This window comes from Chryseobacterium sp. CS2K3, from assembly GCF_059515185.1.
This window is the reverse complement of the sequence record NZ_JCAKRW010000006.1, coordinates 320376-337074: the sequence shown is the minus strand read 5'-3', so window position 1 is coordinate 337074 and position 16699 is coordinate 320376. Positions and strand designations below refer to the sequence as shown.

Annotated in this window: 8 protein-coding genes; 5 read left to right on the top strand and 3 right to left on the bottom strand. The window is 35.0% G+C overall.

The annotated features are described in order from the left end of the window. Positions 1 to 2: 2 nt before the first annotated feature. From AC5YGG_RS13050 to AC5YGG_RS13035, 4 genes are all read left to right on the top strand, one after another. Positions 3 to 890 (top strand): c-type cytochrome, encoded by an 888-nt coding sequence (locus tag AC5YGG_RS13050; RefSeq protein ID WP_496144905.1) that lies wholly within the window; start codon positions 3 to 5, stop codon positions 888 to 890. 292 nt (positions 891 to 1182) lie between these two features. After that, complete coding sequence (locus tag AC5YGG_RS13045; protein WP_496144904.1) at positions 1183 to 6216, top strand: translocation/assembly module TamB domain-containing protein; 5034 nt, start codon at positions 1183 to 1185, stop codon at positions 6214 to 6216. Beyond that, the gene (tamL, locus tag AC5YGG_RS13040) at positions 6216 to 8543 is read left to right on the top strand and encodes a translocation and assembly module lipoprotein TamL (RefSeq protein ID WP_496144903.1); all 2328 of its coding nucleotides are present in this window, start codon (positions 6216 to 6218) and stop codon (positions 8541 to 8543) included. The genes AC5YGG_RS13045 and tamL overlap by 1 nt, the downstream gene beginning before the upstream one ends. Position 8544: 1 nt before the next feature. Next, positions 8545 to 9486 (top strand): YihY/virulence factor BrkB family protein, encoded by a 942-nt coding sequence (locus tag AC5YGG_RS13035; protein WP_496144902.1) that lies wholly within the window; start codon positions 8545 to 8547, stop codon positions 9484 to 9486. Positions 9487 to 9577: 91 nt separating this feature from the next. Here AC5YGG_RS13035 and argS read toward each other — a convergent pair whose 3' ends face one another. Beyond that, positions 9578 to 11338, bottom strand: a complete 1761-nt coding sequence (gene argS / locus AC5YGG_RS13030) for an arginine--tRNA ligase (RefSeq protein WP_496144901.1) — start codon at positions 11336 to 11338, stop codon at positions 9578 to 9580. 162 nt (positions 11339 to 11500) lie between these two features. Here argS and AC5YGG_RS13025 point away from each other — a divergent pair, with 162 nt between their 5' ends. After that, positions 11501 to 11656, top strand: coding sequence for a bacteriocin-like protein (locus AC5YGG_RS13025; RefSeq protein ID WP_496144900.1), 156 nt, complete (start codon positions 11501 to 11503; stop codon positions 11654 to 11656). 92 nt (positions 11657 to 11748) lie between these two features. Here the strand turns inward: AC5YGG_RS13025 and AC5YGG_RS13020 are convergent, their stop codons facing one another. Both AC5YGG_RS13020 and AC5YGG_RS13015 read right to left on the bottom strand, forming a co-directional pair. Then, positions 11749 to 13314 carry a SusD/RagB family nutrient-binding outer membrane lipoprotein gene (locus tag AC5YGG_RS13020; protein WP_496144899.1) on the bottom strand — a complete coding sequence of 522 codons (1566 nt, stop codon included), beginning with the start codon at positions 13312 to 13314 and terminating at the stop codon, positions 11749 to 11751. A gap of 12 nt (positions 13315 to 13326) precedes the next feature. Further along, positions 13327 to 16386 (bottom strand): SusC/RagA family TonB-linked outer membrane protein, encoded by a 3060-nt coding sequence (locus AC5YGG_RS13015; RefSeq protein WP_496144898.1) that lies wholly within the window; start codon positions 16384 to 16386, stop codon positions 13327 to 13329. Between the last annotated feature and the right edge of the window lie 313 nt (positions 16387 to 16699).

Below are 16699 nucleotides of genomic sequence, written 5' to 3'. Positions count from 1 at the left end.
TAATGAAAACGAGAACCCCCATTTCAATATATATCGCAACAACGATAGGTCTAACGATCATGGCGTTTGAAATGTTCGCCAGTGATTCAGGATACTTTTCTTCTCCATTTTTCTGGGCGTTGATATTAATAGCCATTATTCTTCTGATGATCATGAATTCTATCGGAGACATGATTGAAAATGAAAACTTCAGCAGATTATCTGAAGAGGAGAAAAAAGAATATCTGGAAGCAAGAAAAGTTCCTTACTATCAAAAATTATGGAATTCTGCTTTCAAAAAACAGTCTGCAACGGAAGAAAAAGATATTCTTATTGATCATGGCTTCGACGGAATTACAGAGCTTGACAATTCTCTTCCAAAGTGGTGGATCGGTCTGTTCTGGTTCGGATGTATTTTCTGTGCAGTGTATTTAACGGCTTATGCCTTTACAGATTATGCTCATCCGGATGCCGAATATACCAAAGAAGCGAAAACCATGCTTGCTTCCATTGAAGAGTATGAAAAAACTGCTCCCCAGATCAACCTTGAATCTGCAAAATACAACGCAGATAATATCGCAGAAGGTCAGGAACTTTTCAAAACCAACTGCGTAACCTGCCACGGAGATGCCGGAAAAGGAGGAATAGGTCCTAATCTTACCGACACACACTGGATCAACATCAAGGAAAAAAGCTTATTCAAAAATGTTTTCTGGATGCTTGAAAACGGTTCTCCCAATAATCCGACCATGAGACCATTCATCAAAGACGGAACCATTACAGGAAGAGATGCTGAAAAAATTGCAGCTTACATTTACCATATCAACCAGGAAACCCCTCCCATCACACCAGCTCAGGGTGGTGCCGCTCCTCAGGGAGATGAGGTGAAATGGGAAAACGGAAACGATTAGATGATTATTATCTGATTAATACAAACCATGCCAAGCCCCCTTTACTATACTAACATTTGAATTTTCATTTTTGCTAACTAACCTTTTCAACATAAAAAATGATATAAAGGGGGCTTTTTAAAAAACAAAATCCACACCTTGGCTCGTCTTACTCAACTATTCACTTGACAACTACACAACTAAAAATTCCATAATAAGGCAGCCAAGGCAGGATTTTTGCATTCGAAAATGGTACCACAACAAAGACCGGATAAAATAAGTATTATTATCTTTGTTAGAAACCACATCGCTTTTGAAACTAAAAATCAACACCTCAAAACTCTTAAGGCGTATTGCAATAACCTTTATTTCAATATTGGTTCTCCTTACCCTATTGATACTGAGCTTAAGACTTCCCGCCGTCCAAAATTTCATTAAAGACAAACTTGTTGTTTATCTTGAGAAAAAAATCAACACCAAAGTAAGCCTCGAAAGAGTTTACATCGGGTTTCCCAACAGCCTTGTCATGGAAAACCTTTACCTCAAAGGACAGGACGTTGATACTCTTTTAGCCGTAAAAAAGCTGGATGTAGGATTAGACATGCTAAAGCTGATCAATTCTACAGCAGATATAACCTCTGTAGATTTAGAAGGCGCTCGTGCGAATGTGGTAAGAAAACCGGATGGCAAATTCAATTTTGATTATATCATTGATGCTTTCGCTACAAGTGATAAAGAAGAAAGCCCTTCCAAGCCATTCATTATTTCTCTGGATAAAATCAATTTAAAAGATATTGGAGTTACCTTCAATGACCAACAGTCGAAAAATGATATTAATCTGTACTTCAAATCCTTTGATACCAGAGTTAAAAAATTTGATCTCAATAAAAATACATATGCTGTCAATGATATTAATCTTGATGGATTAAAATTAAAATTGAAGCAGGGAATTGTAGAGGAAGTTTCCAAGAAGGTAGAGAAAAAAGTAGATTCCCTTAATGAAAAAAAGCCAATGAATATTGGTTTAAGAGGAATCAAGCTTACTCACTTCGATATTGATTATGGTGATGAAAATACCAAGACCTTTGCCAAAGTTTTGTTCAAAGAATTAAGCACAAAAGTTAATAAGCTTGATCTTGAGAATAATTCTTTCAACGTTGCCAATGTTTTCCTTTCCGGAGCAGACATTAATGCGAACCTTTACCTTCCGACTCAAAATGCCAATCCAAAAGATAAAAAAGAATCTGATGTTTCAAAAGTTTCCGATCAGGATAAAGCCATGAAACTTCTTTTGGGAAAACTTGTTCTGAACGATGTAAAAGCTACCTACAACAATACCGCCATTGCTCCTACCAAACAGGGAATAGACTTCAATCATCTGAACTTTTCTAAATTAAATACCGAAGTAAGGAGTTTCAAAATGGAGAATAACACCTTTGCCGGAACTGTTAATTCTGCCGAAATTCAGGAAGCCAGAGGTTTAAACATTCAGAAATTCAATACAGATTTTGTCTATGCAGAAAAAGAAGCATCCCTGAAAGATTTATATCTGCAAACTCCTAAAACATTATTGCGTGATGAGGTTATTTTAAATTATAACTCCATTGATGAGCTGACTCATAATCCTGGGGCTGTAAAAATTTCAGCCAATATCAAAGATTCGAAAATCGGGTTTTCAGATATTCTGAATCTGGTTCCTACCTTAAGAAATACAGCTCCGTTCAATACATATCCAAACGCTATTCTGAATGTCAATGCAAACGTCAAAGGTATGGTGAATGATCTTTTGATTCAGGATCTTAAAGTTTCAGGTTTGGATCAGCTGAGAGTGATTGCATCCGGAAGAATCAAGAACGCCATGAATCCTGATCAGTTGTACTATGATGTAAGAATCGGTGAGTTTTCTTCAAATTCTAAAACCATCTTCAACCTTATTCCGAAAAACACCATTCCTTCTAATATTACTCTTCCTTCAAACTTCAGTGTAAAAGGAACAGCAAAAGGAACCACCAAAATGGTGAATACTGATCTCAACCTCTATTCTACTCTTGGAAATGCAGCAATTGTTGCCAATGTAGATATGCGTAGGAAAAATCATGAATTATATGATGTAAAAGCCAATCTGCAAGGCGTACAGGTTGGAAAAATCATTCAGAATAAAGATATAGGCTCTATTACCGCACAGATTTCTGCAAAAGGAGAAAGTTTTGACTTTAAAAATGCTAATGCAGATCTAAAAGGTCATGTAGCCTCCGCTGTTTATAAAGGGTATCGTTATCAGAATATGAATGTAACGGGTAAGATCAATAAAGGAGCTTATCATGTTATTTTGAACTCAAAAGATCCGAATGCTGATTTACTATTAACTGCTTCGGGTATCTATGACAAGAAAAATCCTACTGTTAAAGTGAACGGTGAAGTCATCAAGCTGGATGTCAATAAACTTGGTTTTTATGAGAAACCTATGATTCTTGCCGGAAAAATAGACGGAGACTTTACAAGTCTTGATCCTAATAATCTGAATGGTTATTTAAACCTAAAAGATTTTGCTTTTTCCGATACCAAAGAAGTGTATCCTGTGCAGGAAATGAACCTTAAAGCATCTTCCACTACGGATTCTACGCAGATTATTTTCAATTCTCAGGTTGCCGATGTTGAACTGAAAGGAAAATATAAGCTTACCCAGATATTTGGCGCTTTAACGAAGACTATCAATCAGTATTATCAGTTCCAGAAGCCGGATAAAACACAGAAAATTGATCTGGGGCAGCATTTTACTTTTAATGCAAAGATTAAAAATGATGACCTGATCAGAAAATTCGTGCCGGAACTGAAAAGTTTTGAGACGATTAATTTAAATGGAAATTATGATGCCGATTCTCAGAAAATCGAAATTGACGGACAAATTCCACAACTTCTTTATGGTGAAAATACTATCGAAAAAGGAATATTAAAAGTTACTAATGAAAATCAGGCATTACAGTACAGCTTGAACGTTGCTGCTTTAAAAAGTTCAAGTTTTTCAATCAATAAAATTGATATTAATGGTGATGTTGCTGATAACACCATCAATTATAATGCAACCACAAAAGACGATAAAGATGTTACCCGTTTCCTTATTGCCGGAAATGCAAAATCATTGAATGACATTACAGAAATTTCTCTAAATCCTAATGGTTTAAAACTAAACTATGCAGATTGGAATATTGCCGAGAACAATAAAATTCAAATCAGTAACAAAGGGATTTTAGCAGATAATTTTATTCTGAGCAATGGCGGAAGTGAAATTTCCATTCAATCGGAAAACAGCAGCCCAAGCAGCCCGCTTAACATCGCTTTGAAAGATTTTAAAATCGAAACGATTACAGAACTTATCAAAAAAGATACGGTTCTGGCAAGAGGAACCATTAACGGAACGGCTCAACTCAGAGATGTGATGAAGGATATGACCTTCACTTCTGACCTGAATGTATCCAATCTTATTGTCTATGGTAGCCCTGTCGGAAATCTCGCAGTAAAAGTAAACAATTCTTCACCGAAACTTTTAAATGCTGATATAGCTCTTTCCGGTAACAATAACGATGTAAGGATTCTTGGAGATTACAATACAGCTTCGAGCTCTTTCGACCTGAAGATGGCGATCAACCAGCTTCAAATGAAGAGTATTCAAGGATTTTCCATGAATGCGATTACCAATACGGAAGGCTATCTTTCCGGAAACCTCAACATTACAGGAACTACAGATAAACCTAATATTCTGGGGAAAGTAAAGTTTAATGATGCAGGGCTGGAAATAGCAAAAACCGGAAGTGATTTCAGAAATCTGAATGATGAGATAGACTTTACAAACCGCGGAATTGAGTTCGATAAATTTAAAATCAAAGATAAGGACGGAAATGCTTTGGTAGTAGACGGACAGGTTCTTACACAAACCTATAGAGATTTTGCATTCAACCTGAATGTTAATGCCAAAGATTTCAAGGTGGTAAACTCACAAAAATCCAACGATGCAATGATGTATGGGATTCTTGCTATAGATGCAGGGCTTCATATCCGCGGAAATCTTGATTTACCAAAAGTAGATGGTAGATTGAGTGTTGCTGATAATACAGATTTCACCTTTGTACTGCCACAATCTAATCCTTCACTACAGGAAAGAGATGGAATTGTAGAGTTTGTGGATCAGGATCAGGTTGTTTTAAATAAAACCATCAAAACAGACTCTCTGAATGCACAAAGTCGTATCAAGGGAATGGATGTGAGCGTAAATATTGAGGTAAGCAAAGACGCAAAACTCTCTATTGTTATTGATAAAGCTAATGGAGACTTTGTTCAGCTACAGGGAGAAGCTGAATTAACGGGAGGAATTGATCCTTCAGGAAAAACGACGTTAGTAGGTGTTTATGAAGTGAACAAAGGAAGCTATGATCTTTCGGTAAGCTTCCTGAAACGAAGATTTGATATTCAGGAAGGCAGTACCATTACCTGGACGGGTGAACCTACCACCGCGATTATGGATATTACAGCCGTTTATAAAACTGAAGCAGCTCCAATTGATCTTGTAGAACAGCAAATCAGTGGTGAAAGTGCTTCTACGATGAATCAATACAAACAAAGGGTACCTTTCAACACGCTGTTAAAGATGAAAGGTGAGCTACTGAAGCCGCAACTGAGTTTTGATATTACCACTGAAGAGAAAAATAACTCCATATCTACCAATGTAAAAGATGTGATTGATCAGAAACTTGCACAGCTTAGAACCCAGGAGTCAGAATTGAATAAGCAGGTATTTGCTTTACTACTTCTGAACCGTTTCATTGGAGAAAATCCATTTGAAAGTGGCGCAGGAATGTCCGCTGAAACTATGGCAAGACAAAGTGTGAGTAAAATTCTTTCTCAGCAATTGAATAACCTTGCTTCAGGATTAATTAAAGGTGTAGATCTTAATTTTGGTCTTGATTCCTCAGAAGATTATTCTTCAGGACAAAAAAATACAAGAACTGATCTGAATGTAGATATCAGTAAAAAATTATTAAATGACAGGCTGAAAGTAACAGTAGGAAGTAATTTCGGATTGGAAGGACAGGCACGCCAGAATGAAAACATGACCAATATTGCAGGAAATGTTTCTGTGGATTACAGCCTTTCCAAAGACGGAAGATACATGCTTCGCGCATATCGTAAAGATGAATATCAGGTTGCTCTTCAGGGGCAAATTATAGAGACTGGTGTAGGGTTTATTATTACGCTGGATTATGACAAATTCCGTGAGATTTTCGAGAAATCCAAAGCAAAAGAAAAGAAGCCTAAAAAGAATCAAAACAATCAAGTGGTAGAATTTAAATAATGAGTAATACATTTCATACATACTGTAAATTTCTGTTGGTTTCCGGATTATCTTCGGCAGTAGTGTCGTGCAGCAATACAAGGTTTTTGAAGGAAAATCAAATGCTTTACACTGGCGCTGAGGTAAAGATTGAAAGCGACACTATTTCAAAGAAAGACAAGAAAGATCTTCAGGCAGCACTGGAAGCCAATCTTACTCCAAAACCGAATTCTACATTTTTGGGAATGCGTCCTAAGCTTTACTTTTACAATATTGCTAAAGAGCCTAAAAAGGATAAAGGATTTAATTATTGGCTTAAATATAAAATAGGTGAAAAACCTGTTCTATTAGGAGATGTAGATCGTGAGTTCAATAAAGATATCATTGAAAATTATTCTGAAAACAAAGGATATTTCAATGCGCACGCTACTTACGATACCGTTTCAAAAAATAAAAAAGCGAAGGTAATCTATACTTTGAAACCCGGAGCGAGATATTTGGTGGATGGGGTAAAATTTCAAAAAGATTCTACTCTTGTTAATCAGGAAATTCAAAATTTAGCAGGAAAAACTCTTCTTAAAAACGGGAAACCATTTGACCTGGATGTCATCAAATCGGAAAGAGAAAGAATTGATAACGGTTTAAAAGAAAGAGGATTTTATTATTTCCACCCTGACAATATTATTGTACAGGCAGATAGTACTGTGAACAAAAATCATAAGGTAGAACTGAATGTAAAGCTTAAGGATAATACGCCTGATCTTGCGACCCAACAGTTTAGTATTGATAATGTGATTGTATTTCCCAATTATAATATTCAGGATGTAAAAGAGGGAAAATACAGCATTCCTATGAATAAAGATTCTCTTAGCAAATATGCATTTGATGATATTTATGTTATTGATCCGCAACATAAGTTCAAACCGAAAATATTTGACAGAGCTTTATACTTTAAAAAGGGAGATCTTTATAACCGCTCCAATCATAATCTTACTTTAAACCGATTGATCAGTCTGGGAGTATTTAAGTTCGTAAAAAATGAATTTGTGACTTCTGACTCTTTAAATCATAAGTTTGATGCTTATTATTTATTAACACCAAGACAAATTCAGTCTTTAAGACTTGAAGCATTGGGAAGAACAAACTCTGCCAATTATGCAGGTAGTGAGCTTAACCTGAACTGGACCCATAGGAATTTCTTCAGAGGTGCAGAACAGTTTAAAGCCGCGATCTTCGGAGCTTTTGATTTCCAGATGGGAGGCGCTCAGGATGCTAATAATATCTTCCGTGCCGGAACTAATGTTCAGCTTTCGATTCCGAGAATTGTGGCACCATTCCGTTTTCATTCTTCCAGTGAGTTTGTTCCGAGAACGAATATTACATTGGGCTATGAATTTCAAAACAGATCGAAATATTATACCCTTAATAATTTCACAGCTTCATTCGGATATTTATGGAAGGAAAATGCCAGAAAAGAACATGAGCTGAAAGTGATTGATATTACTTTGGTTTCTCCTCAGAAAGTGACTGATGAATACAAAAAAAAGTATGAAACAAATCCAGCATTAAAGCGAATTGTAGACAGGCAATTAATTTTTGGTCCTACCTACTCTTATACTTATACCAATACCATGCTGCCGAAAAAGAATACTTTTTATTACAAAGGAACGCTGGATCTGGCAGGAAATATCACAGGACTGGTGACGGGAGCTAATGTAAAGAAGGATAAAGAGAAAAAAATATTTGGTATTCCTTTCAGCCAATATGCCAAAATTGAAAATGATTTCAGATTCTATCATAAGTTTACAGAAAAATCTTCATTAGCAACAAGATTCATTGGAGGTATTGCTTATCCTTATGGAAATTCTGAATTTGTACCTTTCTCCAAGCAGTTTTTCTCAGGAGGAAGTAATAGTATAAGAGCATTCCGTGCAAGAACACTAGGTCCCGGAAGTTTTGATCCAAGAACAATACAATCAGGAACTTATTTCGATCAGTCCGGAGATGTAAAGCTGGAATTAAATGCTGAATATCGTGCTAACCTATACAAATTCATAAATGCTGCTGTTTTTGTAGATGCCGGAAATATCTGGCTGCTCCATAATGATGATACAAGACCGGGTGCAAAGTTTACAAAAGATTTTCTGGATGAAATTGCAGTAGGAGCCGGAGTTGGTCTGAGACTTGATTTTTCTATTCTAGTTTTAAGGCTTGACTTAGCAATGCCATTGAGAGTACCTTATTATGAAAAGGGAGACAGATGGGCTATCGATAAAATCAATTTCGGAGATCCAAGCTGGAGAAAAGATAATCTTGTTTTAAATATTGCCATCGGATATCCATTTTAATATGATCAATAATTTAAAATTTTTCTGGGAAGTTCTAAAGGACACATTTACGGAATGGAACGACTCTTCTGCGTCCAAAGATTCAGCAAGTCTTGCTTATTATGCCATCTTTTCCATCCCTGGATTATTGATCATTATCATTTGGGTACTTGGTAATTTTTTTGGTGAGGAAGCCATCAGAGGGCAGATCAGCACTCAAATCAGCGGAATTATGGGGCAGGATGTAGCGATAAGTATTGAAGGAATGCTTGCCGGCGCCCTTATTGATAAAGAAAACTTTTTTATGAAAGCAGTGGGAGTCGGTTCTTTGGTATTCGGTTCTACGACTCTTTTTTTTCAGTTACAACATTCTCTAAATTCACTTTGGGATGTAGAAGCTGCTCCTAAAAAGGCTCTTCTGAAGTTTTTACTGGATAGAGCCAACTCTCTTGGAATGATCCTTATCTTGGGATTTCTGTTGATGATTACCATGATTTTATCTTCACTCATCAGCCTTTTCAGTAAGATTATCACTCAATATTTCGGATTGGAAGCTTATCTTGTTGCAGAATTGATCAATTTTGCCATAAGCTTTGGGCTTGTCATGCTTTTATTTGCGCTTATGTTTAAAGTCCTCCCGGATGTTTTGATCAGCTGGAAGCCTGTTTGGAGAGGCGCTTTTTTAACGGCACTTCTTTTTACATTGGGAAAATTCCTATTGAGTCTTTATTTTAATCAGGTAAAACCTACTTCTACATTTGGTGCTGCCGGAACTGTTATTCTGATTATGATGTGGATTAATTATTCCTGTATGCTCATCTTTTTCGGAGCGAAATTCACTAAAGTTTACACTTATAAAAAAGGATATCCGGTTACTCTTTCAAAACATGCCAGATGGAGTGCCGCTAAACTTTATGCGGATAGTCTGAAGAAAATGCATGGAGAAGATAATGATAAGACCTGAATCGGGATTTGGAGTTAGCGTCATTCCAATACAAAAATTTTACAACAGATATAGAAAAAGCCTCCTGAAAAATTCAGGAGGCTTGTTTATTTTACATTCTGTTTACTGTTCCTATTCCCAATAGTTCCAACGATTTTTTGATCGTTTTTGCTGTAAGATCGGATAGATTCAGACGAATTTGTTTAATGTTTTCATCATCCTGATTCAGAATCGGATTATTCTGATAGAATGAATTGTATGATTTTACAAGGTCATAAACATAGTTTGCCACTAAAGCTGGGCTTAATGTTTCTGCTGATCTGGCTACTACCATTTTAAAGTTTGCTAATTGCATGATCAGCTCTTTTTCAAACTGATTCAAAGTTACATCATTCGTTTCTTTATAATTGAATTCAGCTTTTGATAATAATGATTGGATACGAGCGTAAGTATATTGAATAAACGGTCCTGTATTACCATTAAAATCTATACTTTCAGCCGGATTGAAAAGCATTTTTTTCTTTGGATCCACTTTCAGCATGAAATATTTTAAAGCTCCAAGCCCTACCGTTTCATAAGAAGCTTCTTTTTCTTCATCAGAAAGAGTTTCCAGCTTCCCTAATTCCTGAGCTTTAGATTTTGCCGTTTCGTACATTTCCTGCATTAAGTCATCAGCGTCTACTACCGTTCCTTCACGGGATTTCATTTTTCCTTCCGGCAACTCAACCATTCCGTAAGAAAGGTGGAATAACTGATCTGCCCATTCATATCCTAATTTTTTAAGAATCTTAAATAACACCTGGAAGTGGTAATCCTGCTCATTTCCTACCGTATAGATCAGCTTTTGAATATCATTTTGCTTAAAACGTTCAACCGCCGTTCCTAAATCCTGAGTCATATACACTGAAGTACCGTCGGAACGTAATAATAATTTTTGATCAAGCCCTTCATCAGTAAGGTCACACCAAACGGAGCCATCTTCTTTCTGGTATAAAACACCTTTATCTAATCCAGCCTGAATAAGGTCTTTACCTAAAATATAAGTATTGCTTTCATATTGAACCTGGTCAAACTCAACGCCTAATCTTTTATAGGTTTCGTTGAATCCTTTGTAAACCCAAGAATTCATTTCAGCCCAAAGATTTCTTACCGTTTCATCTCCATTTTCCCAATCTAAAAGCATTTTTTGCGCTTCCTTCATTACCGGAGCATCTTTTTTAGCCTGCTCTTCTGTAATTCCCTCAGCTACAAGTTCTGAGATTTCTTTTTTATAATTCTTGTCAAATTCTACATAGTAGTTTCCAACAAATTTATCACCTTTTGTATTGGTAGTTTCAGGAGTTTCACCATTTCCGAATTTTTCCCAAGCTAACATTGATTTACAGATATGAATCCCTCTATCATTGATAATTTGGGTTTTGATCACATCATATCCAGCCTCTTTTAAGATTTGAGCAACAGAGAATCCTAACAGGTTGTTTCTGATATGCCCAAGGTGCAATGGTTTATTGGTATTCGGTGAAGAATATTCTACCATTACAGTTGAATTTTTCTTATCTATTGTTGAAAAATTATCGTGTACAGATTTGAAGTTATCTATAAACAGTTGATTTTTGACTTTAACATTAAGGAAACCTTTTACCACATTAAAGCTTTCAAACAATTCTGTTTGTTCAGTTAATGCTTCACCTAATTCAACCCCTATACTTTCTGGATTTTTCTTTAATTGTTTAACCAACGGAAAAGTAACAATGGTAAAATCGCCTTCAAATTCCGTTTTATTTTCCTGAACTTCCAGCTTAATGTCTTTTAATTGATATACATTTAAAATGACTTCCGAAAGTTTCTTTTCTATAATATCTTTAATATTCATGTCAAAATTTAAAGTACAAATTTAGTGAAATAAAAAAGACAAGTCTATAATGAGATTGCAGACATTCAATTATTTGAGTTTTTTTTGAATAATTATTCTGAAAATCAAATATTTGTCTATATTTTCCATATATTTATCATACTCATTAAACAAAACTTTATTATGAAAAATCTTAAAAAAATCACCAAAACAGAGCTTAAAAAAATTACTGCCGGAAATGCACCTTGCTGCGAACCGTGGGGAACATGTCCTGATGGTTACAAACAATGTCGGGAATGGGGAGCTTGCCTTCCTAAGTCCGTTAATTGCGGCGGATAGAAAAAAGAGGTCATAAAGACCTCTTTTTTTGTGCTTTGTTCCAATAAAAAACCGCCCGAAGGCGGTATAATATGAATGTTGTTAAATATAGTTTATTGATCCCACCAGACTTTTGAAGTGTTTTTATCTTCAGCTGGCAATAATCCCTGAACTCCTTTCAAGTAGTTAGAGTTATTGAAATTTACCTCTTCTATAGGATATCTTAATCTTCTTGGAATTACTCCACCGTTTACAGCACTTGGTGCTGGTGATAAAGCCGGATAGCCAGTTCTCCTAAACTCAGCCCATGAATCAAAGCCATTCATAAATAGAGCAATCCATTTTTCTTCTCCAATTACTCTCTCAGCACCAAATGCTGTAATATCAGCAACTCTGGCACTCGCATAAGCTGTTGCATTGGGTGTTATTTTAGTTCCGCCAAAAGGATTTTCAACACTATTAAAAGTATTTGTATTTAATACATAATGGTCATCTAAAGTATTATAATTTAAAATTATTCCTTTAGTTAACATATCAGCAACATCTTCACCCGTCCAGCCTTTTGAAGCAGCTTCAGCTCTATTTAAAAAGGTATATCCAGCTGTCATTAAATTAATAGCTGAGTTATTACTTCTAAATTTTACATTCACAGTAGAAGTTCCTGCTGTTGAATAATCTGCCGCAGTTAAATCATTAGAATTATAGCCATATGGTAATCCAACTGCAGACATATTTCCAGCATTGGCATATAAAGTCAGGCGTGTATCAGGAGTATGATTGGATGTTTTATTAAAAGCGTTATTAGATCCTTTTAAAGATTCTACTAATTCCCGTGAAATACGAAAATCAGCTGATCTAAAATCGGATAAAGGATTAGGATATGAATTTCCCGGAGAAATTGTATACCATGCCTCATCAGATACTATCTCGATTACTCCTGCAGAATTAGTAAGAGCTGATTTAAACTCTGTAGCTGCGTAACCTGTTGCTGATGGATATTTTTTAGATAATTGTAATGTAGACTGAAGTAATACAGAATTAGCTAGTTTTTTCCATTTATCCATATCTCCATAATATAAAATATCACCTGCAGGACTTGTAGATGAAGAATTTAACATATCCCTTCCACTTTTCAAATCCGAAATAATAGATTCATATATAGATTTTTGATTATCATATTTTGGTAGTAATATACCTGATGTTGCTTGTGTAGCTTCTGAAAAAGGAGCATCACCATAAGTATCCGTAAGTCTTTTCATAATGATTGCTCTAAAAATTTTAGATACGCCAATCATATTTTCTGCGCTTCCCTGAAGTAATATTTCTGGAGATGGATTATTAGAATATGCAGATATAATTTCATTTAAATTAGTGATCTGATTGGCATAAAATCTTCCCCAAGCTCCTGGAGTATCACCATAGGTTTGCTCTGTAGTATAAACAACCTGTGATTGATACTGAGAAAATAATATTGGCATCATTTGATAAGCATTGCTGCGCTCGCCTGCATTTTGTCCAAAATTCATAATGGCACCCGCTAATAATGATTTATAGTTTACTGAATATATTCCATATTGATCTTTATTAAAATCATCACCATAATTTTCATTATTACAAGAAACAACAACACCAGCTAGCAGTGAACAACAAATTATTTTATTTAAAAATTGTTTTTTCATTTTTTTCATTTTTTAAAAATTGACTTTAACATTAACTCCAAAACCTCTGGTTGATGGTAATTGTCCATCTTCTCCAAAATTTTGAGAAAGTTCTGAAGGATCAAATCGATGTTTATTATCTTTTGAAACAGAAATCAACCATGGGTTTCTTGCTGTTACTCCCACAGACATATTAGAAATCCCTGTATTTGCAAAAAGTGATCTTGGTAATTGATAATTTAATGCTACCTCTCTAAGTTTAATATAACTGGCACTATGAATAAATGGTTCAGCTATTCTATTGGCATGAAACTGTTTAAAATAAGTACTTGCTTCTACATACATATCTACTGGCGCACCGGTATTATTTACTCCAACCACTCGAACTCCTCCTCCATTTGCTACTGCATCTCTAACATTATGTCCTCTATCATTCATTGCAGCAGTTTCCTCTAACAAACCTCCTGAATTACCCCATTGTTCAGAAAGAGAGAAAAATTTACCTCCTTTTTGAAAATCAATCGTAAAGCTTAAGCTCAACCCTTTATAACTAAATGTATTATAGAACCCACCTGTAAATTCAGGTAATATACTTCCAAAAGCTTTATTAGGTTCATATTCATAAAGACCATCTGAATTAATTACAGCATTACCACTTGCATCTCTCTTAATCCCAGTACCATAAAGTTGTCCCCATTCCATTCCTTCTTTCTGAAGTATTGATACATAGCTGAACGAGTTAGCGTCACCATATTGAATAGATTCAAGATTTTCATTCACCTTCGAAATGGTTGATTTATTTTTTGCCCAATTCATTGAAGTAGTCCAGCTAAATCCATTATCACTTCTAAAAATATCTCCTGAAAGTGCTAATTCTAAACCTTTTCTTTTAGCATTGGCTGAATTGATCACAATATCTAATTTCCCACTGGAAGAAGCTAATGTTACAGGAATTGGTTCATCTTTTCTGGTTTCATCATAATAAGTAACACCAAAAGATAATCTGTTTTTTAAGAATTTTAAATCTCCTCCTATTTCTTTATTACTATTCACAGCTGGTTTCAAATCTTTGCTTATAATTCTGGTAGGGAACCACGCTGTCTGATATAAATTACCTTCAATAGACAGTGGCTGATCTCCATTTCTATATTGAGGGTTAGTAAGGTTAGCTGTCAAATCAGCTGGAATCTGAGCAATACCTGCTCTAAGTTTAAAATATGTTACAATATTATTTTTGGGTAATAAATTATGTAATAGCACACTTGCTCCTAACGAATAACTAACAAATGAATTATCACTATTTAAATATGCAGAATTGATATCATTTCTTAATGATGAATCAACAAAATAAGTGTCTTTAAATCCTATTGAAGCAGAAGCATATAATGATTTATACTGCTGTTTGTAATCATAGGGTTTAGCTATAACAGGAATATTTGTATTTTTAAAATTAAACACATCAGGCGTAAGAAGCCATTGTGTTGTACCTGTAACATCCATTACCTGAGAATTTCCCTCCCAATGTCTGTTAGTGATATTAGCTCCTCCTATTGCTGTAAGATCAAACTCACCAAATTTCTTCTGATAAGTCAAACGACCATCATATTGATCTTCAGTATATTGATCATCTTTAATTCCAAAACCATTAAGTATTGTTAAATAGCCTCCAGGCGTTGAGGAACCTGTCCCTGAACCGTTTTTAGCTAAGGAATTAGGCATAAAATATCTGTTGGTAGATTTATTTTGTGTTCTTGAAAAGGCTACTCTAGCTGTCAGACCATCAATAATTTTGTATGTAGGTGCTACGGATAACAATAATGTATTTCTATCTGTATAATTTCTAAAATTTTTCATCCATGTATATGGGTTAATCCAAAACGCAGGTTTAGCCTCATAACCAGTTGATGAATAATCATCAGGCCCCCACCAGTTCCAACTAGCAGAATATCCTTCCGGAGTTTTTAAATCTTGCAATAATTTTAATTTGCTCATGTCTAAATCCCTACCAAACCACTGATTAAATGACCCAGAAGTCTGATTACTATAACCATCATCGAAATCTCCGGTTACTCTTCCATCAGAAAAGTTTACAATGGCATCAGCAGATAAACGATCACTAAATTTATAATTACCGCTAAAATTCAGATAATTTCTTTTTAATGAAGTATATGGAGTAATTCCGTTTTGATCTAAATTAGTAAAAGATAATCTTGCCATAAATGATTCATTTCCCCCTGAAACAGAGACTGAATTCTTTAGCGTAAGAGCTTTATCATAGAAATCCTTTACATTATTTGGCTGTGCTTGATATTTGGCTGTTTGTCCAAAATATGGACTATCTTTCCACCATGCATACCAAGGGATATAATCTTGTCCATCCATTCTTGGTCCCCAAGATTCATCTGTATAATTATTACTACCGGCAAGATGTCTTTTACCATCGAGAACTGCCCATTCGGCAGGCATAGTTCCGGGATTAAATTTAAAAATTTTAAATGATGCATCACCATCAGCTCCCTGCCCATATAAGTTTTGAAATTTCATAGTTCTAGCAACCATATCGACAGTGACAGTAGAATTTAACTCCACATTAACCTTACTTTTGCTTCCTTTTTTGGATGTAAGAACTATAACTCCATACTGAGCTCTTACCCCATACAAAGAAGTTGCATTAGGTCCTTTCAATACGTTTACTGACTCCACAATATCCATATCAATAGTATTGGGATCCACAATTACTCCATCTAATACATAGATAGGATCAGCATCACTTAGCAAACTTACAGCTCCTCTCAATCTTAGCTTACCTGTCTCCCCAAGCTTAGATCCTGCCTGACCATTTAACTGTACACCAGCCACTTTACCTACTATAGAATTTTTAACATCAACATTTTGGGTCAAATTCAGATCTTTAGCTTTTACTGTTTGATTAGCATAAGAAAGTGACTTCTCTTCTCTTTTAATACCGAGAGCAGTTACTACCACTCCTTCGATCTCTTTTGTTTTGATTGTATCTTTCTTTTGTTGAGCATTCGCAACAGCCAAAGAAGAAGTCAATACTAAAACAAGAAGACCTGTTGTTAGTTTCTTCATATCAAATAATTTTTATATCCGCACAAATTTGTCAAACTATCTTAACAAGTCAAAGAGAAAAAAGAAGAAAATTAACAAATTATCAATAATTAGTATTTTTAATTATTAAATAATTAAAAAAAATAAACTAAAAAAAAGCAAATCAAGAATAAAAACAAGTCTGAAAGAGAGAAAAGGAATATTGTTTTTCAATAAAACTTGTCTAAATATTAAATAAAATCATGTTAAAAAAGTATATATTAATAAAATCCTGAGATAGAATTAAATAATAACCGCACAAAATGATAAATAAAGACATAAAAAAACCGCCCGA

Bases quoted from the DNA above. Each gene is read 5' to 3' on its own strand.
- AC5YGG_RS13050 (WP_496144905.1), top strand. From the start codon at position 3: ATGAAAACGAGAACCCCCATTTCAATATATATCGCAACAACGATAGGT.
- tamL (WP_496144903.1), top strand. From the start codon at position 6,216: ATGAGTAATACATTTCATACATACTGTAAATTTCTGTTGGTTTCCGGA.
- AC5YGG_RS13035 (WP_496144902.1), top strand. From the start codon at position 8,545: ATGATCAATAATTTAAAATTTTTCTGGGAAGTTCTAAAGGACACATTT.
- argS (WP_496144901.1), bottom strand. From the start codon at position 11,338: ATGAATATTAAAGATATTATAGAAAAGAAACTTTCGGAAGTCATTTTA.
- AC5YGG_RS13025 (WP_496144900.1), top strand. From the start codon at position 11,501: ATGAAAAATCTTAAAAAAATCACCAAAACAGAGCTTAAAAAAATTACT.
- AC5YGG_RS13020 (WP_496144899.1), bottom strand. From the start codon at position 13,314: ATGAAAAAACAATTTTTAAATAAAATAATTTGTTGTTCACTGCTAGCT.
- AC5YGG_RS13015 (WP_496144898.1), bottom strand. From the start codon at position 16,386: ATGAAGAAACTAACAACAGGTCTTCTTGTTTTAGTATTGACTTCTTCT.